This window comes from Actinomadura chibensis NBRC 106107 (assembly GCF_001552135.1).
Taxonomy (GTDB): Bacteria; Actinomycetota; Actinomycetes; order Streptosporangiales; family Streptosporangiaceae; genus Spirillospora; species Spirillospora chibensis.
The window spans coordinates 1-23,410 of record NZ_BCQP01000039.1 but is presented as its reverse complement, the minus strand read 5'-3'; the positions used below and the strand labels follow the sequence as shown (position 1 = coordinate 23,410).

At 73.5% G+C, this 23,410-nt stretch carries 22 protein-coding genes; 13 read left to right on the top strand and 9 right to left on the bottom strand.

The annotated features are described in order from the left end of the window. The first annotated feature begins 120 nt into the window (after positions 1 to 120). The 6 genes from ACH01S_RS43725 (at position 121) to ACH01S_RS22605 (ending at position 7,945) form a co-directional block, all read left to right on the top strand. A complete protein-coding gene (locus ACH01S_RS43725; RefSeq protein WP_157406301.1) occupies positions 121 to 1,176 on the top strand; it encodes a hypothetical protein in 1,056 nt (351 codons plus the stop codon). Next, a complete protein-coding gene (locus tag ACH01S_RS22625) occupies positions 1,173 to 3,446 on the top strand; it encodes a serine/threonine-protein kinase (RefSeq protein ID WP_067894760.1) in 2,274 nt (757 codons plus the stop codon). Before ACH01S_RS43725 ends, ACH01S_RS22625 begins: the two co-directional genes overlap by 4 nt. Before the next feature lie 29 nt (positions 3,447 to 3,475). Continuing rightward, positions 3,476 to 4,915, top strand: a complete 1,440-nt coding sequence (locus ACH01S_RS22620) for a vWA domain-containing protein (protein ID WP_067894757.1) — start codon at positions 3,476 to 3,478, stop codon at positions 4,913 to 4,915. Beyond that, the gene (locus ACH01S_RS22615; RefSeq protein WP_067894754.1) at positions 4,912 to 6,051 is read left to right on the top strand and encodes a GlnX family signal transduction membrane protein; all 1,140 of its coding nucleotides are present in this window, start codon (positions 4,912 to 4,914) and stop codon (positions 6,049 to 6,051) included. Before ACH01S_RS22620 ends, ACH01S_RS22615 begins: the two co-directional genes overlap by 4 nt. Further along, positions 6,048 to 7,379: an ABC transporter substrate-binding protein gene (locus ACH01S_RS22610; protein WP_067894752.1), complete on the top strand. Its 1,332-nt coding sequence runs from the start codon at positions 6,048 to 6,050 to the stop codon at positions 7,377 to 7,379. The genes ACH01S_RS22615 and ACH01S_RS22610 overlap by 4 nt, the downstream gene beginning before the upstream one ends. 191 nt (positions 7,380 to 7,570) lie before the next feature. Further along, positions 7,571 to 7,945, top strand: coding sequence for a hypothetical protein (locus ACH01S_RS22605; RefSeq protein ID WP_067894749.1), 375 nt, complete (start codon positions 7,571 to 7,573; stop codon positions 7,943 to 7,945). Positions 7,946 to 8,011: 66 nt separating this feature from the next. Here ACH01S_RS22605 and ACH01S_RS22600 read toward each other — a convergent pair whose 3' ends face one another. The 8 genes from ACH01S_RS22600 to ACH01S_RS43720 form a co-directional block, all read right to left on the bottom strand. Continuing rightward, positions 8,012 to 9,541: an amidohydrolase gene (locus ACH01S_RS22600; protein WP_083980999.1), complete on the bottom strand. Its 1,530-nt coding sequence runs from the start codon at positions 9,539 to 9,541 to the stop codon at positions 8,012 to 8,014. A gap of 77 nt (positions 9,542 to 9,618) precedes the next feature. Next, positions 9,619 to 10,230, bottom strand: a complete 612-nt coding sequence (locus ACH01S_RS22595) for a class F sortase (RefSeq protein WP_067894743.1) — start codon at positions 10,228 to 10,230, stop codon at positions 9,619 to 9,621. Positions 10,231 to 10,321: 91 nt separating this feature from the next. Further along, positions 10,322 to 10,870 carry a hypothetical protein gene (locus ACH01S_RS22590; protein ID WP_067894741.1) on the bottom strand — a complete coding sequence of 183 codons (549 nt, stop codon included), beginning with the start codon at positions 10,868 to 10,870 and terminating at the stop codon, positions 10,322 to 10,324. Positions 10,871 to 11,044: 174 nt separating this feature from the next. Continuing rightward, complete coding sequence (locus tag ACH01S_RS22585) at positions 11,045 to 11,473, bottom strand: Zn-ribbon domain-containing OB-fold protein (RefSeq protein WP_067894736.1); 429 nt, start codon at positions 11,471 to 11,473, stop codon at positions 11,045 to 11,047. Between the two features lie 17 nt (positions 11,474 to 11,490). After that, complete coding sequence (locus ACH01S_RS22580; protein ID WP_067894733.1) at positions 11,491 to 12,657, bottom strand: thiolase domain-containing protein; 1,167 nt, start codon at positions 12,655 to 12,657, stop codon at positions 11,491 to 11,493. Continuing rightward, entirely contained in the window at positions 12,654 to 13,511 is an 858-nt protein-coding gene (locus ACH01S_RS22575) for an alpha/beta fold hydrolase (protein WP_067894730.1), read from the bottom strand. Before ACH01S_RS22575 ends, ACH01S_RS22580 begins: the two co-directional genes overlap by 4 nt. Continuing rightward, entirely contained in the window at positions 13,504 to 14,283 is a 780-nt protein-coding gene (locus ACH01S_RS22570; protein ID WP_067894726.1) for a hypothetical protein, read from the bottom strand. The genes ACH01S_RS22575 and ACH01S_RS22570 overlap by 8 nt, the downstream gene beginning before the upstream one ends. A 19-nt stretch (positions 14,284 to 14,302) precedes the next feature. After that, entirely contained in the window at positions 14,303 to 15,007 is a 705-nt protein-coding gene (locus tag ACH01S_RS43720; RefSeq protein WP_169809334.1) for an IclR family transcriptional regulator, read from the bottom strand. A gap of 146 nt (positions 15,008 to 15,153) precedes the next feature. On the opposite strand from ACH01S_RS43720, the gene hutI reads away from it, so the two are divergent. From hutI to ACH01S_RS22545, 4 genes are all read left to right on the top strand, one after another. Then, entirely contained in the window at positions 15,154 to 16,494 is a 1,341-nt protein-coding gene (gene hutI / locus ACH01S_RS22560; RefSeq protein ID WP_083980998.1) for an imidazolonepropionase, read from the top strand. Then, complete coding sequence (locus ACH01S_RS22555) at positions 16,487 to 17,650, top strand: acyl-CoA dehydrogenase family protein (protein WP_067894717.1); 1,164 nt, start codon at positions 16,487 to 16,489, stop codon at positions 17,648 to 17,650. Before hutI ends, ACH01S_RS22555 begins: the two co-directional genes overlap by 8 nt. A 136-nt stretch (positions 17,651 to 17,786) precedes the next feature. After that, entirely contained in the window at positions 17,787 to 18,773 is a 987-nt protein-coding gene (locus tag ACH01S_RS22550; protein WP_169809333.1) for a TauD/TfdA family dioxygenase, read from the top strand. Positions 18,774 to 18,804: 31 nt separating this feature from the next. Continuing rightward, entirely contained in the window at positions 18,805 to 19,785 is a 981-nt protein-coding gene (locus tag ACH01S_RS22545; RefSeq protein ID WP_148344390.1) for a TauD/TfdA family dioxygenase, read from the top strand. A gap of 7 nt (positions 19,786 to 19,792) precedes the next feature. Here the strand turns inward: ACH01S_RS22545 and ACH01S_RS22540 are convergent, their stop codons facing one another. Further along, positions 19,793 to 20,512: an enoyl-CoA hydratase/isomerase family protein gene (locus ACH01S_RS22540; RefSeq protein ID WP_067894708.1), complete on the bottom strand. Its 720-nt coding sequence runs from the start codon at positions 20,510 to 20,512 to the stop codon at positions 19,793 to 19,795. Positions 20,513 to 20,581: 69 nt separating this feature from the next. Here ACH01S_RS22540 and ACH01S_RS44545 point away from each other — a divergent pair, with 69 nt between their 5' ends. The 3 genes from ACH01S_RS44545 to ACH01S_RS22525 are packed head-to-tail and all read left to right on the top strand — an operon-like array spanning position 20,582 to position 23,368. Beyond that, positions 20,582 to 20,797, top strand: a complete 216-nt coding sequence (locus tag ACH01S_RS44545; RefSeq protein WP_067894704.1) for a hypothetical protein — start codon at positions 20,582 to 20,584, stop codon at positions 20,795 to 20,797. After that, a complete protein-coding gene (locus ACH01S_RS22530; RefSeq protein ID WP_067894701.1) occupies positions 20,794 to 22,260 on the top strand; it encodes an amidase in 1,467 nt (488 codons plus the stop codon). The genes ACH01S_RS44545 and ACH01S_RS22530 overlap by 4 nt, the downstream gene beginning before the upstream one ends. Before the next feature lies 1 nt (position 22,261). Next, positions 22,262 to 23,368, top strand: a complete 1,107-nt coding sequence (locus ACH01S_RS22525; RefSeq protein WP_067894697.1) for an extracellular solute-binding protein — start codon at positions 22,262 to 22,264, stop codon at positions 23,366 to 23,368. Positions 23,369 to 23,410: the final 42 nt, after the last annotated feature.

Genomic DNA, 23,410 nt, shown 5'->3' with positions numbered 1-23,410 from the left:
CACTACTACACTGAGCGGCGGTTGAGCGCCGGTCCGCCGCCTTGCCGACCGGCCTTCCCGAACGCGACACGAACGGGGAAAGCGATGGTCGCCGAAGCGCGGTTACACGTCATGGTCGGCGTGGACATCGAGCGATTCGGCAGCCGTTCCGACGGGCTCCAGCAGGTTCTGCGCGACCGGCTCTACCGGGTCATGGAAACGGCCCTGGAGACGGTCGGCGTCAACCGGCAGGACGTCCGCGACCCCGAAGACCGGGGCGACGGCCTGCTCTGGGTGCTGCCGAGCTGGGTGTCGATGGTGGCCCTGACCGGCCGGTTCACCGCGCGTCTCCACACGGAGCTGCTGGAGTACCCGGCGGGCGGCGACGACGCGATGCGGCTGCGCGCCGCGTTGCACGTGGGAATGGTCAAGGCCGACCGGAACACCTGGGTGGGAACGGCGTTGAACACCGCGTTCCGGCTCCTCAACGCCGAACCGCTGCGCGAGGCCCTCGCCGGGACGAGCGCCCCCTACGCGCTGCTGATGTCCCGGGAGTGGCGCGACCGGATCGGCGACCAGGACATCGAGGGGTTCGACTGGAGGGCCTGCCGCGAGGCGGTCGTCGACGTCAAGGAACTGCACGCCAGCGCCTGGGTGTACGTGCCGCGCGACCTTCCGCGGATCCCGCCGTCCCGCCCGCTGGGCGGGCGGCTGCGGCGGCTCGCCGAACGGGAGGCGGAGGTGGAGCGCGCGGAGCGGCGGGCGCGCGAGCGGCGCGCCGACATCGGCGAGCTGTTCACGGGGGTACCGGAGTTCCGGGAGCGGCCGGACGACGTGAGATCGGTCCTCGAACTGGTGCGGGAGCGGGGGCAGGCGTCCGAGCAGCGGTGGGCGGTGCCCGACGTGGTCCGCTGCGAGGAGATCATCGAGAGCCATCTGGAGCGGGTCGAGGAGTTCACCACCGGTCTGGAGGGACTGCGCGCGGAACGCGACGAGCTCCGCGGGCGCCTCGGCGCCTACAAGGCCAAGGAGGCGAGCGGCGTCAGTCCGGAGGATCCCCGGCTCGCGGCGCTCTACGGCGAGGCGCACGAAATGCTTTGGAAGGCGCCGTGCGATCTGCGGGCGGCGAGGGCGGCCGTCGAGCGCTACCAGGCGGCGCTCTGGCACGCGCTCGGTTACAAGGGGACGCGGTCGTGAGGCCCTGCAACCGTCCCGGCTGCCCCGGGGTCACCGACGAGACCGGGTACTGCGACGTCTGCGGCCTCCCGCCGCTCGTGCCGCCCGCGCGGCGGGCCTCGCGCGGGACGGACCGGATCGTCGCCGGGGCGCTCGCCGTGCGGGAGGCGCTCCCGGCGCCCGACGTCCAGCGGCCCGCGTCCACGACCAGGGCGAACGGGGCCGGCCGCCCGCTGCCGTTCCTGCCGCCGCCGCCTCCGGAGAGCCGGGTGCAGAGCGACCCGCGGCCCCCGCGCGGCGGCCGCACCTGCGGCAAGTACGGCTGCTCGGCGGCGGTCGGCGCGCCGATCGACGGGCGGCCGGGCCCGGTGGAGGGCTACTGCCCGCGCTGCGGCACGCCGTTCTCCTTCAAGCCGAAACTGCGGCCCGGCGTCCTGCTCGGAGACCAGTACGAGGTGGTCGGCTGCCTCGACCGGGGCGGACTCGGCTGGGTCTACCTCGCCAAGGACCAGCGCCTTGAGGACAACCTCGTCGCCCTCAAAGGGATGATCAACACCAATGACGACGAGGCGCTGGAGATGATGGTCGCGGAGCGCCGCTTCCTCACCCTGCTCGACCATCCGAACATCGTGCGCATCGTCAGCTTCGTCACCCATCCCGATCAGAGCTCGGGAGGGCAGACCGGCTACATCGTGATGGAGTATGTGGGCGGTCTCCCGCTCCGCGACATCCTGGACAAGGCGCGCGCCGGTGAGCGGCCGTTCGGCGAGCCGCTGCGGATGGAGCACGTCCTCTCCTACGGGATCGAGATCCTCTCCGCCTTCGAGTACCTGCACGACCGCGGGCTGCTGTACTGCGACATGAAACCGGACAACGTCATCCACATCCGGGACCGGGTCAAGCTCATCGACCTCGGCGCCGTCCGCCGGATGGACGACCGCGAGTCCCGCATCATCGGAACGGAGAAGTACCAGGCGCCGGACGAGGAGATCCTGACGCGCGGCCCCTCGGTGGAGTCCGATCTCTACACGCTCGGCAAGACCCTGGAGGAGCTGTTCGCCGTCGCCGAGGGGTTCGGCGACGGCGGCGAGCCGGGCGCCGAGTCGTGCCGCCGGATCGTCGTGCGGGCCACCCATCCCGAGCCCGAGCGGCGGTTCCGCTCGGCCGCCGAGATGGCGGAGCAGGCGCGGGGCGTCCGGCGCGAGATCCTCTCCCTGCGCGACCGCGTCCCCCGGCCCGAGCCGTCGGCCCGGTTCGCGCCGACGACCGCGCTGCTCGACGCGGGGCTCGGCCTCGTCCCGCCGCTGGAGAGGTGGCTCGCGCCCGGCCGCGGAACGGCGGTCTGGGACACCGGCGGGCTTCCCGAGCCGCCGGACGCGGTGGCCTGCCTCCCGGCGCCGCTGACCGATCCGGCCGACCCGGCGGCCGACGATCTCGCCAAGCTGGAGACCAGCGACCCGGGCAGGCGCGTCGAGCGGCTCTCCGAGTTCGACCCGTCCTCCGCCGAGGTCCAACTGCACCTCTGCCGCGCGCATGTCGAACTGGGCGGCGACGACCTCGCGAAGGCCGCCCTGGCGCTGCGCGCGGCCGCGTCCGCGGCCGGGGACGCCGACTGGCGCGTGCTGTGGCACCGCGGGCTGCTGGCCCTGGCGAAGGGCGAGGTCGAGGCGGCGGGCGCCGAGTTCGACGCGGTCTATTCGGCGCTGCCCGGCGAGGACGCGCCGAAGCTGGCCCTCGGGTTCTGCCTGGAGCGCCGGGGCGAGCCGGACGCGGCGGAACGCCATTACGAGTCGGTGTGGCGGCGGGACGGCGCCCAGGTCGGCGCGGCGTTCGGGCTCGCCCGGATCCGCCTCGCGCGCGGCCGGAGAAGGGACGCGGCCGAGGTCCTCGGGGAGGTCGGCAAGGGGCTGCGGCACTACGACGCGGCGCGCGTCGCCATGGTCCGCGTCCACCTCCTGGATCCGCCCGGGGCGCAGGGCGAGGAACGGCCCACCACGGCCGATTTCGAGGAGGCGCTGCGGCGGCTGTCCGGCCTCGAACTGGAGGGCGGGGCGGACGGCGACTCCCACACCCGCCTGGTGGCGCTCATCCAGGAGACCGCGTTGCGGCGGCTGCCCGAGGTCGAAGGGCGGGACTTCGGCGCAGTCCTCGGCAGCCCGGCGACGGAACGGCGGCTGCGCACGCTGCTCGAAGCGTCCCTCCGCAAACTCGCGCAGCAGGCGCGCAGCGCCTGGGACCACGAGATCCTGATCGACCGCGCCAACACCGTCCGCCCGAGGACATTCCAGTGACGTCCGGTACGAGCCCGGAAGCAGGCGACATGGACGCTCAGCCCAGCTTCGACCTCCAGGTGAGCCAGATCAAGTTCCTGTCGAGGGAGGAATCGGAGATGCACGCCATCGTCACGGTCGGCGCGCGGAACGCGGGCGCGGGCCCGGGCGGGAGGGCTCCCGAGGGCGCGGAGATCGTGCTCGTGGACTGCTCCACCTCGATGGGGGATCCGCCGTCGAAAATGGTCGCCGCGCGCAGGGCGACCATCGCGGCGATCGACTCCATGCGCGACGGCACGCGGTTCGCCGTCGTCGCGGGCACGCACGAGGCGAGAATGGCCTATCCGCGCGAGGAGGCGACCGCCGTCGCCGATCCGCGCAGCAGGGCGGACGCCGCGACGGCCGTGCACCGCCTGTACGCCAACGGCGGGACCGCGATGGGGACGTGGCTGGCCCGCGCCCGCGTCCTGCTGGACGGGCATCCCGCGGCGATCCGGCACGCCGTCCTGCTGACCGACGGATTCAACGTCAGCGAGGCCAGGGCGGAACTCGACCGGGAACTCGCCGCCTGCGCGGGCCATTTCTCCTGCGACGCGCGCGGGATCGGCGACGGCTGGGAACCGGAGGAACTCCTGCGGATCGTGACGGCGCTCGGCGGAACGGCCGACGCGGTCCGCCGGGAGGACGAGCTGGAGGCCGATTTCCGCGCGCTGATGCGGACGGCGATGGGCAAGGCCGTGCCCGCCGTGGCGCTCCGGGTGAGCACGCCGCCCGACGTCCGGACGCGGTTCGTCAAACAGGTGTTCCCGGCGTTCGCCGACCTCGCCGGAAAGACGCGGGAGGTGGACGCGCGCACGGTCGAGGTCGACACCGGAGCCTGGGGCGACGAGGTCCGGGAGTTCCATGTGTGCCTGGCGCTCGACTCCGCGGACAGGGAACTGAGCGTCGACCGGCGGGTGGCGCGCCTGGACCTGCTGCCGGAGGGAGACGCGACCGTGGACGGCTCGCCCGCGAACGTCTTCGTGCACTGGACCGACGACCCGCGCCTCTCCACCCTGATCGACCCGAAGATGAGCCGCTACACCCGGCACGGCGAACTGAAGGAGGCGATCGACACCGGGTTCGAGGCGTACCGCTCCGGCGACCCGAAGCGGGCGGCGGCCGAATGGGCGCGCGCGATGGAACTGGCCGCGAAACTGGAGAACGACCGGATCCTGCGGCGGCTCCGGCGCGTGGTCGCCGTCGACTCCGACGGCCTGCCGCGCCTCAGGGACGACGCCGGGGACCTCGACAGCAAACGGCTCAGGATCGCCTCGCGCGACACGCACGGCGGCGCGGACGGGCGCGGCGCGGCGCCGGGATCCGCGCGCGGGGAACCCGAGGGCGCGACCCGGACGTGCCCGAACTGCGACCGCCGCACGCCGTCCGGCACGTACTGCACGCACTGCGGCGCGCCGATGAACGGCGGCGCCTCCGGGGGCGCGGTATGACGACCACGGCCTTACGTCACGGCACCCCGTACCGGGGCACGGCCCGCGCCCTGTCGTTCCGCCACAGGTTCCTCCTCATCGCGACGATCGTGATGCTGGGCGGCTCGCTGGCGGTCCTGCAGGGAACGCGGCAGAGCTTCGGGGAGGCGCGGTCGCGGACGGCGCCGGCCGTCCTGGAGATCGCCCAGGCGCGGAAGGCGCTCGCGGAGGCCGACAGCGCGGCCGTGGCGAGCTTCCAGGCGGCGGAGTCCGAGCTCACCGGATTCCGGCCGGGCGAGGAGTACCAGAACCAGATCGGCATCGCCAACCAGAGCCTCGCGCAGGCGGCCGAGGACAACTCCGTGGGCGCGTTCGGCAGCCGCGTCCTGCAGACGGTGGAGGGTTCGCTCGTCGCCTACACCGGCTGGATCGGGCAGGCCGGCGCGCAGTTCCGGCAGGGCGACACCGCGCTCGGCACCGCCAGTCTCTGGTACGCGTCGGTGCTCATGAACGCCGAGGGCAGCGGGATCCTCTACCAGCTCGAAAAGCTGCAAGGCGCGGAGCTGGACAACCTGAAGGACAAGCTGACGCTCGATTGGATCGACCTCGCGGCGATGGCCGGCTGGGCCGGTCCGGTCGCGCTCGTCCTCGTGCTCCTTTCCACGACGCAGGTCTTCATGGCGCGCCGCTTCAGGCGGACGGTCAATTGGCACCTGCTCGCCGCGACCCTCCTCGTTCTTGCCGGGCTCGGAATGGGCGGCGCCCTCATCCGCGCGGACCGGGACCATCTGGCGGCCGGAAAGGACGCGCTCATAGAGGCGACCGATATCAGGGACGGTCAGGTGGAGCAGGCGCACTACACGGAACGGGAGGCGTTCGGGAAACTCCTCCAGCGGGAATGCGCGGGCGACGCGCAGGGCTGCGGCCCCACCGTCGCGGCGTTCCTCGCGAAGGCGGGGAGCAGGCGGGTCACGGAGCGGCCGACCTCCGAGCGGACAGCGATCGAGGCCGGGAAGTCGGCGGCCGGACAGACGGACGCCGCCCGGCTGAGCCCCTATTACGCCTTTCCGGCCGTGATCGTGCCGCTGGCCGTGTTCGTTCTGATCCTGTGGGGCTTCCGCGCCCGCATCGACGAGTACAGGTACCTGCCGCGATGAAGCCGACCGTCAAGTCCGCGCTGTGGGGGATCACCGCCGTGACGGCCGTCCTGGCGCTGGCCGCCGGGCTCGCGGCCTACACCGGCCTGGCTCCCGCGGGCCGCGTCACCATGCTCGCGACCTGGACCGGGAACGAGCAGAAGGCGTTCGAGAAGGTCCTCGACGCCTTCACCGACGAGACCGGGATCCGCGTCGACTACACCGGGACGCGCGCACTCAACCAGGTGGTGCTCTCGCAGGTGCAGAAGGGCACGCCGCCCGACGTCGCGGCGCTGTGGAGCGCCGGTGAACTCGAACGGTACGCCCGCAACGGCGACCTGCATCCGCTGAACGACGTCATCGGCCGGGACCGGGAGGACTACCGGCCGCAATGGCGGCTCGCCGAGTCGAGCGCCGCCGAGGCGCCGTTCTATGTGATCCCGGTCAAGGCGAGCCTCAAGAGCATGATCTGGTTCAACCCGCGGCGCTTCCCCAGGCCGGCGCCGAAGACCTGGGCGGAACTGATGAAGAGGAGTGACGCGGAGGTCGCCGCGAAGCGCACCCCCTGGTGCATGGGCATGAGCGACCCGCCGACCTCCGGATGGGCCGGGACCGACTGGATCGAGGACATCGTCCTGCACCGCTACGGCCCGGACGTCTACCAGCGCTGGGCGTCCGGCGAGCTCTCCTGGACCTCGAAGGAGATCGAAGGGGCGTGGCGGACGTGGGGCGAGGTGGCGGCCCGTCCCGGCAGCGTCCCCGGCGGGTCGATGGCGACTCTGGTGGCCGATTACCAGGACGCCGGACGGCTGATGGTCGGCGCCCGTCCCGCGTGCTCGCTCCAGCACCAGCCGTCGTTCATCATGACCGACTACCAGGACGGGCCGCCGCCGGGAAAGACCTATCCGGTCACCGACTACGACTATTTCCCGTTCCCGAAGTTCGACGGGCGCCCGGAGGATTCCGCGGTGGTGTCGGCCGACCTGCTCGGCATGTTCAACGACACGAAGGAGGCGCGGCGGCTCGTCCGGTTCCTGGCGTCGGAGAAGACGCAGCGGATCTGGCCCGCCGTTCCCAGCAGCGCCGCCTTCTCGCTCAACCGGCGGGTGCACGAGACGGGCGCCGACCCCATCAGCCGGAAGATCTCGGGCATGCTCACCTCTCCCGACTACCTGCTGTGCCTGGACGCGTCCGACCTCTTTCCCGCCGCCATGCAGAACGCCTTCAACCGCGCGGCGCTGGCCTATGTGAACCGGCCGGACAAGCTAGGCCTAATTCTCCGGGACCTGGAGCGCATCCGGTCGACCGTCCAGCGCAAGAGGTGGTCGACCAGCACGTGCGGCCGTTAGTTCGGAGGAGTCGGAGCGCGTCCAGCAGGCGCGCGCCGCGGAATGATGGAATTCCGCGCCGACCCCTCCAGCCCGTACCATGGCGCCGAACTGGACCCCGCGGCTCCGACCATTCCGTCCTGCGCGTCCGGCGGCCGTTCCGCGCCATCTCGACGGCGGGCCTGCGGCGTGGGAAGGAGCAGGGCCGTCCGGTGACGTTCGACCGCCGGAGGGCTCTGACCATGGACGGACGGATCGGCGCGGAGTTCGCCCGCGCGGTCGCGGGCAAGGACCGGGGCGCGCTGCTCGCCCTGCTCGAACCCCGGATCGACTTCCGGGCCCTCACCCCCGGCCGCCCCTGGGAGGCGACCGCGTCGGTCGAGGTCGTGGACGAGATCATCCTCGGCCACTGGTTCGGCCCCGCCGACCACGTCCTGGCCCTCCTGCGGGTCACCACCGGCGCCGTGGCGGACCGCGAGCACCTGGCGTACCGGCTGCGCGTCCGCACGGGGGACGTCCTGTACCTGGTCGAGCAGCAGGTGTACTACGCCGTCGACCGCGCGGCCGGATCCCGTGGCTGCGGGTGATGTGCTCCGGGTTCCGGCCGCTCTGCGGCGGCGGCGCGGACGCCCCGACCGCGCCGCCCGCAGAGCCTAGGCCGTGGGCGGGTAACTGACCGGCCCCTCGGCCGTGATCCTGCCGTTGGCGACGGTCATCAGCCGGGTCGCGGACGCGAGCCGGTCCGGCGGGATCGTCAGCGGGTTCTCCCTGATGACGACGAGGTCGGCGTAGTTGCCGGGCGCCACCGTGCCGCGCTCGCGCTCCTCGAACGAGGCGAACGCCGCCCGCGAGGTGATCAGCCGCAGCGCGGCCCGGACGTCCAGCCGCTGGTCGGGGAGCCAGCCGCCGGGCGGGGTGCCGTCGAACTCGGTGCGGGTCACGACGCGCTGGAGCCCCCACAGCGGGTCGAGCGCCTCGATGTCGAAGTCGGTGCCGCCGACCATCGGCAGCCGCGCCCGCAGCATGTCCCGCCACCGGTAGGCGTAGCGGAGCCGGTGGCGGCCGAGCGCGTCCTCGGCGAACCGCTGGTCGGACGTCGCGAAGCTGAGCTGGATGCTCGCGATCACGCCGCCCCGGATCATCCGCTCCAGCAGGTCGTCCTCCACGACCTGGACGTGCTCGATCGCCCAGCGGTCGCGCGGCGACACGTCGTTGTGCTCGTAGGCGTTCAGCGTCACCTTCAGCCCGCGGTCGCCGATGGCGTGGGTGGTGATGTTGAAGCCCAGTTCGCGGGCGCGGGCGACGTCGCGGTTCGCGCGCTCCTGCTCCAGGAAGAGGATCCCCTTGCGCGGGAAGCCGTACGGGTCGTCGGCGTAGGGGCGGCGCAGCGCGGACGTGCGGGGGCCGAGCCAGCCGTCCGAGTACAGCTTCACGCCCAGGACCTTCACCCAGTCGTCGCCCACGCCGGTCTTCCAGCCGAGCCGGGCCGCCTCCTCCATGCAGCCCCAGGCCACCCGCACCAGGAAGCGCACCTTCAGCTTGCCCTCCTCGGCGAGTTGGAAGAGGGCGTCGAGCGCGCCGAGGTCGCGCAGGCCCGCCTCGACGACCGTGGTGACGCCCTGCTTGGCCACCTCCTCCTGCATGACCAGCAGGTCGTTCTTCATCTTCTCGGTGACCGGGCTGTGGGCGAAGACGTCCACGGGCGTCTCGCCGCGCGCGTGGATCTCCACGTGCCGCTGCCCGGTGCGCCTGCGCGACTCGAACGCCTCCTTCTCGTCGTACGGCTTGTAGACCGGCCGGTACGCCTCCGGCCCGGCGCCGGTCAGCGCCCGCGTGATGAGGTGCGTGTGCTGGTCGCGGAAGCCGGGGCCGACGAACGCGCCGCGCAGGTCGACGCGGCGCGTGCGGTCCCCGGCCCAGCCGAGGACGTGGCGGTCGGAGCCGACCGCCACGATCCGCTTCCCCCGGACCGCCACCGCTTCGGCCGTGCCGTCCCCGGTCCAGACGACGCCGGAGTGCAGGATGAGGTCGGCCCGCCGGTCGGCGTGCGGGTCGGCGTTCGGGTCGGCGTTCGGGTCGGCCTGGAGGTCGGATCGGTCGCTGGGCCGTCCGGCGGCGATCGTCCCCGCGGCGGCGGTTCCGGTCAGGACGAGGGCGGAGCGGCGGGTCATTCGGGAGTCCATGGCACACCCTTCACAGATCGGTCATGATCAATGTGAAGGAGCCCGGCGGGCTTGTCGACCCCCGGCGCGGGGGCGGCTCAGGCCGGGGAGACGGCCGTCCGCGCGGCGTAGACGACGATGTTGTCGCGGTAGCTCCGCTTGACGCGGTCGAACGTCCCGCCGCAGGTCACGAGCCTGAGGCCCGGGTAGTCGAGCGGCCCGTAGACGCGTTCGGAGGGAAAGGCGTCCTTGCGGACGCGCTCCACCGACTCGACGGTGAACAGGGCGGTCCGGCCGTCGGCGCGCGCCACCTCGACGCGGTCGCCGGGGCGGAGCCGGCCGAGGTCGTAGAAGACGGCGGCGCCCTTCGCGGAGTCGACATGGCCGAGGATCACGGCCGCGCCGCGCTCGCCGGGGGCGGGGCCGCCGTCGTACCAGCCCGCCTCGTCCGGACGTCCGGCGGGCGGCACCTGGACGGAGCCGTCCGCGGCCAGCCCCAGCCGGGCCAGCGGCGCCCGGACCCCGATCGCCGGGATCGCCACCTCGACGGGCAGCGAGCGCCCGAGCACCGGACCGCGATGGTCGACCGCGCGGGTCCGCGCCGCCCACGCGGGCGGCTGCGGCGGACCGTCCGGGCCGCGCAGCCCGAGCCCCACCAGGACGAGACCGGCCGCCAGCAGAACGGCCGCCAGAACCCCCACCCCGCGCATGATCCCTTTCACCCGCCCACGCAGAATCGCCGACCTCGAAAGAATGGCTCCGGTGGCCGCCCCGGAAAGGACGGCCACCGGAATTCCGCCGTTACGCGGCCGCGCCGCCGCGGCGGCGGACGGCCAGGGCGCCGAGCCCGAACCCGCCGAGCAGGAGGACCCCGCCGCCCGCCAGCAGCGCCGTGCCGCCGCTGCCGCCGCTCCCGCCGCCGAAGCCCGTCGCGGGCCCGCCGTGCGGGGTGGCCTTCGCCGTCGGCTGGTGGGTCGGCTGCTGGGTCTGCTGCGTCTTCGGCTGCGCCTTCCGCTCGACGACCACGATCTCGCCGACCGAGCGGTGGCCGCCGCACCTGACCTGCACCGTGTAGGTGCCGGGGACGGTGTCCTGCTTGATGGTCGCGAGGCCGGACCGGCCGTCGACCTCCTCGGCGCCGTTCAGCGGGACGGCCCCGCCCACGAACGCGAGCGAGCCCGCCTCACCGTCTGTCGCGCACTTCTTGCCCACGACGGTGATCTTGTCGCCGGGACGGGCCTGCTTCGGCTGGACGACCACGTCACCGGGGTCGGCCATCGCGGGGGCGGCGAGCCCGACCGTGACGGCTCCGACGACGAGACCGAGGACGGTCGCCTTTCCGAGTCGCATGTCCACTCCGTTACGACACGGTGGCTTACTCGACTTTCAGCTCGTGAACCCGTGCCCTCTTCTGCTTTCTTACGATGGGCCCGGCCCTTGTTTTGTTCGAAGAATTTCCGGGCCGGATCGAAACGGTCATGATCGGAATTCGGAGCGGAAAGTTGGAGTGATAGCCGTCACATCTCAGTCGCTCGGCCGGAACCGGTAGAGCCGGGCCCGCACCTCGCCCTCGCCGTCCGGCGCGGGCGGGTCGAAGACGAGCGTGACCCGCCGGCCGATCCGCACCTCGGCCGGGTCGCAGCCGACGATGTTGGTGAGGATCCGGGGCCCCTCGGCCAGCTCGACGTAGGCCACGACGTACGGGGTCAGCTCGCGGTACTCGCCGCGCGCCTTCCGCACCACCGTGTAGGTGTAGACGGTCGCCTCGCCCGACGCCGCGAACCACGTGATGTCGCGTCCGCCGCAGCGCGGGCAGAACGGCCGCGGGTACCAGACGATCGTCGCGCACGACTCGCAGCGGGAGAGCAGCAGCCGCCCCTCGGCGGTGGCGGCCCAGAACGTCTCGTCCGCGCCGGACGGGGTGAAGTCCGCGCGGGGCAGCGGCACGCTCACGCCTTCTCCCCGGGTGCTCACGCGTCCTCCCGGCCGAGGACGAGGGTGGCCGCCGAGCTGCGGGTGGCGAGCCGTCCGCCCGAGCCGTGCACGACGGCCAGGCGGCAGTCCGGCACCTGCACCTCCGGCGCGGCCTCGCCGCGCAACTGGCGGACCGCCTCGATCATCCGCGCCATCCCTCCCCGGTTGTCGGGCTGGTTGTTGCACAGCCCGCCGCCGTCGGTGTTCATGGGCAGCCGTCCGTGCGGGGCGACGAGCGCGCCGTCCTCGACGAACCGCCCGCCCTCGCCCTTCGCGCAGAACCCGAGGTCCTCCAGCGCCATCAGGGCGGTGATGGTGAAGGAGTCGTAGATCGACGCGTAATCGATGTCGCCGGGCGCCACCCCGGCCTCGGCGAACGCGGCCGGGCCCGACCACACCGCCGCCGTGTGGCTGAGGTCGGGACGTCCCGTGCCGGTCCCCTTCGCCGCCTCGCCGTGCCCGAGGACGGCGACCGACCGGCGCGGCAGCCGCCGCGCGACCTCCGCGCTCGCGACGACGACCGCGCCGCCGCCGTCGGTCATGACGCAGCAGTCCAGCCGGTGCAGCGGGTCGCTGATCATCGGCGAGGACAGCACGTCCTCCACCGTGACCGGCTTGCGCAGGAACGCGTTCGGGTTGTGCCGCGCGTGCAGCGACGCGGCCACCTTCACCTCGGCGAGCTGGCGGCTCGTCGTCCCGAACTCGTGCATGTGCCGCATGGCGACCAGCGCGTAGTTGTGGACCGTGTCGGTGATCCCCCAGTGCGTCTCGAAGTCCGTCTCCGGCGCCCCGGACAGGTTCGGCCCGGCGGCGAGCCGCAGCGTGCGCGGCCGTCCGCCCATGACGCACAGCGCCACCCGGCACTTCCCGGCCGCGATCGCGGCCGCCGCGTGCCCGACGTGCGCGAGGTAGGACGCGCCGCCGGTCTCGGTCGTGTCGAGGTACCGGCAGCGCAGCCCCAGGTACTCCGACATCGACAGCGGGCCGACGCCGGGGGCGTCGGAGTCGCAGAAGTAGGCGTCCACGTCCGAGGGCGACAGCCCGGCGTCGGCGAGCGCCGCGAGCGCCACCTCGGCGTGGATCTCCGCCACCGACAGGTCGGGGATGTCGCGGCGGGGGTGCTCATAGGCGCCGACGACGAAGGCCTTGCCACGGATCGTCACGGCGCCGCCCCGTCCAGCTCGGCGACGGCGGGCGCGGCGGCGGGCGCGCCGGCGGGCTCGAACTCGCGCACCCAGCCGTCGAAGCGCTCCGCGAAGTCGGGGATCTCCTCCATCGGGTAGTGCCCGATGCCCGGCATCACCTCGAACGCGGCGTGCGGGACGAGGTCCGCGACGCGCCGCACCCGGCTCGGCGGGACGAAGTAGTCGTCCTCGCCGGTGAGGATCCGCACCGGGCACGTGATCCGGGCCAGCTCCGCGCGGATGTCGTGGGTGAGCGCGCCGTGGATGTCGCTGACGGTGATGTGCCAGTCCTCGCGGCAGTGCATCTGCGCGATCAGCTCCGCCCGCTCGGCCGGGACGGACCTGCCGCACGCCTCGATCGTCCCGAAGTAGGTGCGGTCGCGCATGCTCGGGGACGCGGCGTCCTCCAGCAGCGGGGGCGGCGGCGGCCCGCCGTCGCTGCCGAGCACCCCGGACGGGTCCAGCGCCACCACGCCCGACAACCGCTCGCCGGGCAGGCGGGTCGCGACGTCCAGCGCGATGCTGCCGCCGATCGAGCAGCCGAGCAGGTAGGGCCGCTCCAGCCCGAGCTTCGCGATCAGCCGCACGCACCACTCCGCGTACCAGGACAGGTCGCTGACCGGCCCGTCCGGCGCGGGCTCGGACCGGCCGTGCCCGGGCAGGTCGGCGACGACCACCCCGAAGCCCAGCCCGGCCAGGCCGGGCGCGGCGTGCCGGTACTGCACGCCGCTCTGCCCCGCCGTGTGGACGCAGAGGACGGTCGGCCGGTGGCCCGGCCAGGTCTCGACGAACGCCAGCCGCCCGTCCAGCTCCAGGTACTCGGCGTTATGCACCGGTCGCCTCCAGCGTCGTGTCAGGGGCCGTGTCGCGCGCCAGCGCGCGGGCCTGGTCGATCATGATCATGACGGCCTTGATCATGCGCAGGTACTGGTAGCCGCTGCCCTGGACGCGGAAGTGCCCGTCGCTCGTCCGGCGGATGAAGTCGTTGGACGCGGCGCCGAGCAGCTCGACCCACGCGAGATCCGCGCCCTCGACCGCGAACGTCGCGCCGTCGAGGGACTTGCGCGCGACGTCGATCACCGTCCCCCGGTAGATCCGGAAGTGCACCTGCCGGTCGGGCACGGCGAACGCGATCGCCCCGTCGAAGCTGCGCGTGGCGGCGGCGAAGCGGGGGTCGGCGGCGAGCCGGTCGCGCAGCCGCTCCCCCCACCGGACGGACGCGAAGTCGGCGTCCTTCCAGGCGGCGGCCTCGGCCCGGCTCAGCTCGACGGGAGCGTTCCAGGCCACGGTCGAGCGGGACCGCACGCGGTCGTCGTCGTCCAGGACGCGCACCGCCTGGTGGATGGTCGCGCCCTCCGCGCCCGGCACCCGCCGCGTGACGGTCGCCTCCAGCCGCAGGCCGGTCGCGCCGCCCCCGGGGTCCGACGCGGGCGGCCGGTCCCAGCGCAGCGACACGAGCCGCGCGCCGCCGGACGGGCGCACCTCGTCCAGCAGGCGCAGCAGCGCCGACAGTTCGGCGGGGTGGGCCGCGGCGTCGCGGTCCTCCGCGACATGGCGGGCGCTGCGCGAACGCGCGCCCACCGCCAATCCGGCATCGTCGGCCATCAGGTCCTCTCTTCCTTCGCTAGCGATCGGCCGGGCCCGGCGCCGCGGCGGCGTCGAGGTCCGGCATGCCGAGTTCCCGGGACAGGGCCTGGGCGTGCGCGGCGACGCGCTCCCCGATCGCGCGCACCTGCTCGTCGGGGATCCGGTAGGTCGGGCCGACGACGCTCAGCGCGGCGGCGGGGCTGCCGTCCGGCCAGCGGACGGTCGCGGCGATCGCCGTCACGCCGTCCTCCAGCGTGTGGCTCGCGCTGACGTACCCGAGGTCGCCGCACCGGCCGCGCAGCGCGGTGCCGATCGCGGTGTCCTTCAGCGGGACGGTCCGGCCGAGCCACCCGCTGTGCCGGATCGACTTGCCGCTCTCGGCCATCCGCGCGTACAGGACGGTGTCCTGCGGCCCGGCGACGCCGAGGTAGGAGCTCTCGCCGACCTCGTCGCGGAGTTCGGCGAGGTGCGGCTCGGCGAGCCGGTACAGCGGGACGCTGCTCATCGACGTCACCGCCACCTGGATCAGCCTGCTGGCGCCGTGGTAGGCGCCGTCGCCGTCGCGCCGGACGAACTCCGTCGCCTCCAGCGTGCGCAGCAGCCGGGACGCGGTCGCGGGCGACAGGTTGACCCGCCGCGCGAGGTCCACCAGGCCGAGGCCGTCGTTGGTCGCGACCTCCACCAGCAGCGTGAGAGCCCGCTCCACGGTGCGCGTCGGCACCCGCCCGTTCTCTGTCGACACCCTCTGGTCCTCCAAGTCGTCTGCGCCTGATCCGCGCCGTGATCCGCGTGGTCGGCGGGGTGGTGGGCGGTTCGGGCGTCTTGCTCCGAGTGCTTGCCTCGCCCCCGACCATATGCTTTCATCTAGTGACCTTCGATTTTTACTAGATGACAGGGTTGCAGATGAGCGGCGGGCTGTCCAGCCAGAAGACACCGGTTGAGGTCGATCTCGTGATCGCCCACGCGGCCGAGGTGCTGACGTGCCGCCCGGCGTCCGGACGGGGCGTCCGGGGCGCGGATCTCGGCCGTCCGGAGCGGATCGCGGACGGCGCGCTCGCGATCGACGGCGGCCGGATCGTGGCGGTCGGGCCGTCCGCCGAGGTGCTCGCGCGGCACACCGGACGCGAGGTGCTCGACGCCACCGGACGGCTCGTCACCCCCGGCTTCGTGGACACGCACACCCACCTCGTCCACGACGGCTACCGGCACGAGGAGTGGGGCCGCAAAGTGCTCGGCACGCCGGGCGGCTCGCTCGCCTCGGGCATCGGGCACACCGCCCGCACGACCGCCGCGGCCGGGTTCGAGCGGCTGCGCGACGGCGCGCTGTCCCGGCTCGACACGATGCTGGCGCACGGCACGACCACCGCCGAGGCGAAGTCCGGGTACGGGCTGACGGCGGCGGCCGAGCGGCGGCTGCTCCAGGTCGTCGCGGCCCTCGACCACCCGGTGGACGTCGTCGGAACGTTCCTCGGCGCGCACGTCCCGCCGCCGGGCGCGCCGCGCGAGGAGCACGTGGACGGCGTCATCGCGCAGCTCGGCGAGGTGCGCCACCTGGCCGAGTTCTGCGACGTCACCTGCGACCCGGCGGGCTTCGCCCCGGCCGAGTGCCTGAAGATCGCCCGCGCCGCGGACGAGCACGGCTACCGGCTGCGGTTCCACGCCGACCAGACCGGCCACGGCGCGGGCGCGGAGACGGCGGTGGAGGCGGGCGCCGCGTCCGCCGACCACCTGGAGCACGTCACCGACCGGGCGATCGGGATGCTCGCCGACTCCGACACCGTCGCGACGCTGCTGCCCGGCGTCAGCTACCACCTGATGGACATGGTCCCCGGGCCCGGCGAGGAGGGCTGGTCGGATCCCCGGCGCCCGCGGCTGGCCGAGCGCTACCGGCGGCTCGTCGACTCCGGCGCCCTGGTGGCGCTCGCGACCGACTACAACCCGGGCAGCAGTCCGAACCTGTCGATGCAGGCCGTCCTGCAGCTCGCGGCGCGGCTCTACCGGCTCGGCTACGGCGAGGTGTGGCACATGAGCACGATCAACGCCGCGGTCTCGCTCGGCCGGGACGCCGACATCGGCAGCCTGGAGCCGGGCAAGCGGGCGGACGCCGTGATCTGGAACGTTCCGTCGCACGAGCACGTCGTCAACCGGTTCGGCGCCAACCTCGTGGCGTCGGTGATCAAGGACGGCGCGCTGCGCGCCCCGGCCCGGCGGGAGGACGGCGATGCTTGAGCCGCTCGACGACCAGACGCGGGACCTCCGCGACACCCTGCGGGAGTTCTGCCGCAGGGAGGTGATGCCGGGCGCGGCGCGCCGCGACGCCGCCGCCGAGTACCCGGCCGAGCTGTTCGCGCGGCTCGCCGGGATGGGGCTCATGGGGATCACCGTCCCCGAGGAGCTCGGCGGCCTCGGCCTGGACATGCGGACGCAGGTCCTCGCGATGGAGGAGATCGCCTACGCCGACGCCTCCCTCGGGTCGGTGTTCGCTGGCCACTACCTCGGCATGGAGACGCTGCGCCAGTTCGGGTCGCCCGACCAGCGCGAGCGGTACCTGCCGGGCCTCGCCGCCGGGACGTTCCGGGTGGCCTTCGCCCTCACCGAGCCCGACGCGGGCTCCGACATCTCCCGCATCCGGACCCGCGCGACCGCCGGGCCGGACGGCTGGACGATCATCGGCGGCAAGACGTTCATCAGCAACGCCCGCGAGTCGGACGCGCTCACCGTGTTCGCCATGACCGACCCGGACGCGGGCATCCGGGGCATCACCGCGTTCCTCGTCCCCACCGGGGCGGACGGCGTCGGCTTCTCCGCACCCATCGAGAAGCTCGGCCTGCGCGGCGAGCACGCCTACGAGGTGACGTTCGACGGCGTCCGGGTCGGCGCGGACGCCGTGCTCGGCGAGCCGGGCGGCGGCGGGCGCATCGCGCTGGAGGTGCTCAACAGCGCCCGCATCGACGTCGCGGCGCTGGCGAACGGCGTCGCGATGCGCGCCCTGGACCTCGCCGCCGGGTACGCGGCGACGCGGGTCCAGTTCGGCCGTCCGATCCGCGAGCTGCAGGCGATCCAGATGCTGCTCGCGGAGATCGACGCGCTCGTCCAGTCCGGGCGGCTGCACACCTACCACGCGGCGGCCCTCCGCGACCGGGACGAGGACGTCCGGCGGGCCGGTTCGCTCGCCAAGTACGTCGCGAGCGAGAACTGCTTCCAGGCCGTCGACAAGGCACTCCAGATCCACGGCGGCTACGGCTTCGTGAAGGAGAGCGAGATCGAGCGTCTCTACCGGGACTGCCGGATCTTCCGGATCTACGAGGGCACCTCGCAGATCCAGCTGCTCACCGTCGCGAAGCTGCTGGCCAGGCGGCACGACAGGCACGGAACCGCGGTGTAGCCGCCACGAGCGGCGCCGGTTCCCCACTCCCCACCGACACTCCCCTTCGATCCAGGACAGAACGCGCGGCGCGGCACGGCAGAGGCCGGCGCCTCTATTTGGAGTTCGTGTGATGGTAGACATCCTGAGAGAACCGGTGACCGGGCGAAGCGTCTGGACGGCCGCCGACATCGGCGCCGAGGACTCCTACGCCCGCAGGTTCACCGAGGACGACCTCCTGGAGTTCGACCGGGCGCTCGCCCGCGTCCGGGACAGGACCGCGCAGGAGTTGTCGAAGCGCGACTTCCCGCTGCCCGGATTCGCGGAGAAGGTCCGCGACGTCGTGGCCGACCTGGAGCACGGCACCGGGTTCGTCCTGCTGCGCGGCCTGCCGATCCACGACCGGTACACCGTGGAAGAGGCCACCAAGATCTACTGGGCGATCGGCCTGCACATGGGCGAGCTCGTCCCGCAGAACCGCAAGGGCGAGCTGATCGGCCACATCCGCAACCTCGGGGCGAAGGGCCACAACGCGCGCGGGTACGCGACGGCCTCGGCCGCCGCGTTCCACACCGACCAGACCGACATCGTCGGGCTGATGTGCCTGCACCCGGCGCGCAGCGGCGGGATCAGCCTGGTCGCGAGCGCGATGACCGCGTACAACATCGTCCTGGACGAGCACCCGGAGTGGCTCGACATCCTCTACAAGCGGTTCCCCACCGACTGGGTCAGCGAGGAGCCGCCCGGCAGTCCCGGCTGGTACTACTCGCGGCTCTACTCCTACGTGGACGGCCTGCTCTCGGCGGCCTACCGCACCGGCCGGATCCTCAGCGCCACCCGGTTCCCGGACGTGCCGAGGCTCACCGCCCGCGAGGTCGAGTGCCTGCTGTTCCTGGACGAGATCCCGACCCGTCCCGGCATCGCGCTCGACATGACGCTGGAGGTCGGCGACATCCAGTTCGTCAACAACTTCGTGACGGTGCACAGCCGCACCGGCTTCGAGGACGACCCCGACGACCCGGAGTTCCAGCGGCACCTGCTGCGGCTGTGGGTGAGCCGTCCCGACACGGGACGGGTCGTCTGCCCCGAATACCACTACTGGCGCAGCGGGATCTCGCGCCTGGAGTGGGCGCGGTCCGCGTGATCCCCCGGCCGACAGCGATCAGGAGCACATCGTGACGACAGAGGTTCTGAACCGGCCGGTGACCGGGCCGAGCGTGTGGACCGCCGCCGACCTCCAGTCCGGCGAGCCGTACGCGCGGCATCTCACCGGCGCCGAGATGGGCGCGCTCGACGCCGCCCTCGACGCCGAGCCCGACCGCGACCCGGCGCGCCGGGACGGCCCCGTCCCCGGCCTGGAGGGCCTGGTCTCCGAGCTGGTCGAGCGGCTGGAGGACGGCCACGGCTACGCCGTCCTGCGCGGCCTCCCGCTCGGGACGCGGTTCCCGGCCGAGCGGGCGTCCCGCGCCCACTGGACGATCGCCCGCTGCCTGGGCGAGATCGTCCCGCAGAACCGGGACGGCGACCTCGTGCGCGTCCTCGCGGACGCCCGCCACCCCGAGCAGCCCAGCGGCAGCTACCACAGCAAGGCCGGGGCGCCGTTCCACACCGACCCCACCGACGTCGCGAGCTACCTCTGCCTCGCGCCCGCGCGGAGCGGCGGCGCGCGGGTGGTGGCCAGCGCGGCGACCGTCTACAACGCGCTGGTGAGCGAGCACCCGGAATGGCTGGAGCTCGTCTCCACCGAGTACGCCACCGACTGGGAGGGCGAGGGGCCGGCCGGCGAGCCGGGCTGGAGCCCGCGGCCGATCTTCTCCGTCGCGGACGGCGTGCTGAGCTGCTCCCTCGCCACCAAGCGGATCATGAGCGCGATGCGGTACGAGGACGTCCCCCGGCTGAGCGCCGAGGAGATGACCTGCCTCATGTACCTGGACTCGCTGCTGCGCCGCCCCGGGACGGCCGTCCACGTGGAGCTGCGGGCCGGGGACCTGGAGTTCGTCAACAACTACGCGGTGATCCACTCGCGGACGGGGTTCGTCGACGACCCGTCCGACCCGGCGTACCGCCGGAGGTTGGAGCGGCTGTGGATCAACCGGGGCGCGGACGGCCGTCCGCTGGTACCGGCGCTGCAGCGCTGGCGGGCCGGGATCGCATGAGCGCGCGTCACTCCTCCGGCGGCGGCTCGGCGAAGGTCATGTGCTCCTCGGACCAGTCGTCCAGCGGGCCCACGGCGTGCCCGGCCCACTGCCGCAGCCACGCCATGCCCGCCGTGACGACGTGCCGGGGCGCGGACCCGAGCCCGGCGGCCAGCTCGCGGGCGGCGGTGAGCGCCTCCCCGGCGGGGACGACGTCGGTGACCAGCGCGTGCGCGGCGGCCTCGGCGGCCCCGAACCGGCGGCCGGTGAGCGCCCAGCGGAGCACGACGTCCGGACGGACCCGGCGCACCACGTTGGGCGCCGCGCCCATCGGAAAGAAGCCGAACTGCGCCTCGGGCAGCCCGAACCGCGCCGACGCGCCCGCGACCGCGTACGTGGACGCTCCGACGAGCCCGACGCCGAGGCCGAGCGCCCAGCCCTCGACGGCCGCGACCACCGGCAGCGCGCTCGTCCGCACGGCGCGCAGGAGGCGCGCGTGAGGGGTCTGCCGCCACGGGACGTCCGCCGGGTCCGGCGCGGGCTCGGCCATGTCCGCGCCCGAGGAGAGGTCGCCGCCCTGGCCGCACAGCACGATCGCGGACACGGCCGGGTCGGCGTCGAGCCGGGCGACCGCCTCGACGAGGCGGGCCGCGGTCGCCGCGTCGATGGCGTTGCGCCGGTCCGGGCGGCGGATCTCGACCAGCCCGACCGGGCCGGTCACGTCGATGCGCAGGGGTTCGGCACTCACGCGCTGCTCCTCGGGGTCGGGCGGTGCGGCCGATCGTATCCACGGCACAACCGAAGGGAAGGCACGCAGGTGGACGAAGCAACGGACGTCCACGCGGCGGAACACGCGCTGCGCGCGGCGGGGCTCAAGCTTTCCGCCGACGAGATCGCGCGGATCGCGTCCAGCCACCGGGGCCTGCGCGCGAAGGCCGACGCGCTGTCCGCACTGGACCTGCGCGACGTCGAGCCGGTCGACCCGGCGGCGATCGCGCGGACCCGCGCGCTGCCCGGCGAGGACGGCCGATGACGGCGCCCCTCCCGCTGACCATCGAGGACGCCGCCGGGGCCCTCCGCTCCGGCGCGGTGACCTCGCAGGACCTGACCCGGACGGTCCTCGACCGGATCGCGCGGCTCGACGGCGCGCTCGGCGCGTACGTCGCCGTGACCGCCGACGGGGCGCTCGCGGCGGCGGCCGCCGCCGACGCCGACTTCGCGCGCGGGATCGACCGGTCGCCGCTCCAGGGCGTCCCGCTGGTGGTCAAGGACCTCATCGCCACCCGCGACGCGCCGACCAGGGCGAACAGCGAGGTGCTCGCGCCGGGCTGGGGCGGCGGCGCGGACGCCCCGGCCGTGGCGCGGCTGCGGGCGGCGGGGAGCGTCCTGCTCGGCAAGTCCACGACGAACGAGTTCGCGTGCGGCCTGCCCGAGCCGCCGTCCCGCTTCCCGTTCCCGCGCAACCCGTGGAACCCGGAGCACACCGCGATGGGCTCCAGCTCCGGGACGGCGATCGCCGTCAGCGCGGGCCTCGCGCTCGGCGGGCTCGGCACGGACACGGGCGGGTCGGTGCGCGGCCCGTCCGGCGCGAACGGCTGCACCGGGCTGAAGGTCACGTTCGGGCGGGTGCCGAAGAACGGCGTCGTCCCGTGCGCGTTCACGCTCGACACGGTCGGGCCGATGGCGCGCGGCGCCTACGACTGCGCGCTGATCCTCGACGCCGTCGCCGGGCACGACCCCGGCGACCCGCACTCCTCGCCGCTCCCCGCGGACCGCTACGCCGCCGGGACGCGCGGGGACGGCGGGGTCGAGGGGCTGCGGATCGGCGTCCCGACCCGGTACTTCCTCGACTCGCCGCTGCTGGACGGCGAGGTCCGCGGCGGCGTGCTGCGCGCCGCCGACGAGCTGGCACGGGCCGGGGCGACGCTCACCGACGTCGCCGTCCCGTACGCGCAGGAGGCGAACGACGCCAACAACGTCACGTTCCTGTGCGAGTGCTTCGCCTACCACCGCGGCGACCTCGTCCGCCGGTGGGACGACTACGGCCGGACGACGCGCGAGCTGCTCGCCCGGGCGGCGTTCTTCACCGGCGCCGACTACGTCCAGGCGCAGCGGGTCAGGGCGCTGTTCCGGCGGGCCCTCGCGGACGTGTTCGCCAAGGTCGACGTGCTCCTCACCCCGGTCACGCTCACCCCGCCCGCGCCGGTCGCGACGGCGGACTTCGCCGCCGCGCTGCTCCGGCCGGGCTTCCAGGCGCTGTGGAACGCGGCCGGGCTCCCGGCGGCGGCCATGCCCTGCGGGTACGCCGCGTCCGGGCTCCCCCTGTCCGTCCAGGTGGTCGGACGACCGTTCGGCGAGAGCACCGTGCTCCGCGTCGCCGACACCTACCAACGGCACACCGACTTTCACCTGAGGGTGCCGCCGGCCGCGCGCGACGGAGTCGCACACCCGGGGGGCGAGCGGTCAACGCATACAGCACGAGAAGGAGCAGGATGACATGTCTTCCCAGCGAAACCGTCCCCCCACAGGGCGCCGCCGCGGACGGCTCGCGGCGCTGATCGCCCTCGCCGTGGTCGCGTCCGGCGCCGCCGCCTGCGGCGGCTCGGACTCGGGCTCGGGCGGCGACTCCAAGACCCTGGTCGTCGCCGGCTGGGGCGGGTCGTTCACGGCCGCGAACAAGGAGTTCTTCTACGACCAGTTCACGAAGGACACCGGGATCAAGGTCACGATCGCCACGCCGGGCGGCGGGTTCGCGGCCAAGGTCGCGGCGCAGCGCGCGGGCAACAACGTCGAGTGGGACCTGCTGGAGGCGCCCGGCGGCGACACCGCGAAGCTCGTCCTGGACGGGAACCTGGAGAAGTTCCCCCAGTCGCTGATCGACACGATCACGCCGCTGGTGGCCGACGGCGCGATCCGTCCGAGCGCGTCCGAGCCGTACTACCTCGACCACGGCGGGACGGTGAACCTCATCGGCTGCAACACGAAGCTGGTGAAGAAGTGCCCGACGAAGCCGTCGGAGTTCTTCGACGTGAAGAACTTCCCCGGCACGCGCGGCATCACCGCGAACAACCCGATCTTCACGAGCCTGTTCGCGCTGGAGGGCGACGGCGTCGACCCGAAGCAGTTCTTCCCGGTCGACGTGAACCGCGCCATGAACGCGCTCAAGAAGATCAAGCCGAACGTGCAGGTCTGGTCGACGAGCCCCGCGCAGATGCAGCAGGCCGTCGTGGACGGCGAGGTCGGCATCATGCAGGCCCCCAACACGGTGCTCGTCTCGGCGAAGAAGCAGGTCCCCGAGCTGAAGCTGTTCTGGGAGGGCGGCCTCCTCTTCGACGAGGGCTGGTGCGTGACCAAGGGCGCGAAGAACAAGTCGGCCGCGTTCGAGTTCATCAAGTGGTACGCGCAGCACCGCGAGGCGCAGGCCAAGTTCACGGAGAAGATCTACAGCGGCACCGGCGGGCGCGACATGCAGAAGTACCTGTCGCCCGAGGTGCTGGAGAACCTGCCCATCAACAAGACCGGCGTCACCCTCGTCGACGGCAAGTCGGGGGCGAAGCAGCAGCAGGAGCTCGGCAAGGAGCTCCGGGAGATCCTCGTCGGCTGACCCGCGGGCGCGCCGGCGGCCGCGGCCCCCTGCGGCCGCCGG

What these genes read in the sequence shown, in the direction of transcription:
- ACH01S_RS22570 (WP_067894726.1), bottom strand. Translation starts at nt 14,283, where the DNA reads ATGGCCGACGATGCCGGATTGGCGGTGGGCGCGCGTTCGCGCAGCGCC.
- ACH01S_RS22590 (WP_067894741.1), bottom strand. Translation starts at nt 10,870, where the DNA reads ATGCGACTCGGAAAGGCGACCGTCCTCGGTCTCGTCGTCGGAGCCGTC.
- ACH01S_RS22620 (WP_067894757.1), top strand. Translation starts at nt 3,476, where the DNA reads ATGGACGCTCAGCCCAGCTTCGACCTCCAGGTGAGCCAGATCAAGTTC.
- ACH01S_RS22595 (WP_067894743.1), bottom strand. Translation starts at nt 10,230, where the DNA reads ATGCGCGGGGTGGGGGTTCTGGCGGCCGTTCTGCTGGCGGCCGGTCTC.
- ACH01S_RS22600 (WP_083980999.1), bottom strand. Translation starts at nt 9,541, where the DNA reads ATGGACTCCCGAATGACCCGCCGCTCCGCCCTCGTCCTGACCGGAACC.
- ACH01S_RS22530 (WP_067894701.1), top strand. Translation starts at nt 20,794, where the DNA reads ATGACGGCGCCCCTCCCGCTGACCATCGAGGACGCCGCCGGGGCCCTC.
- ACH01S_RS22610 (WP_067894752.1), top strand. Translation starts at nt 6,048, where the DNA reads ATGAAGCCGACCGTCAAGTCCGCGCTGTGGGGGATCACCGCCGTGACG.
- ACH01S_RS22615 (WP_067894754.1), top strand. Translation starts at nt 4,912, where the DNA reads ATGACGACCACGGCCTTACGTCACGGCACCCCGTACCGGGGCACGGCC.
- hutI (WP_083980998.1), top strand. Translation starts at nt 15,154, where the DNA reads ATGACAGGGTTGCAGATGAGCGGCGGGCTGTCCAGCCAGAAGACACCG.
- ACH01S_RS22525 (WP_067894697.1), top strand. Translation starts at nt 22,262, where the DNA reads ATGTCTTCCCAGCGAAACCGTCCCCCCACAGGGCGCCGCCGCGGACGG.
- ACH01S_RS22555 (WP_067894717.1), top strand. Translation starts at nt 16,487, where the DNA reads ATGCTTGAGCCGCTCGACGACCAGACGCGGGACCTCCGCGACACCCTG.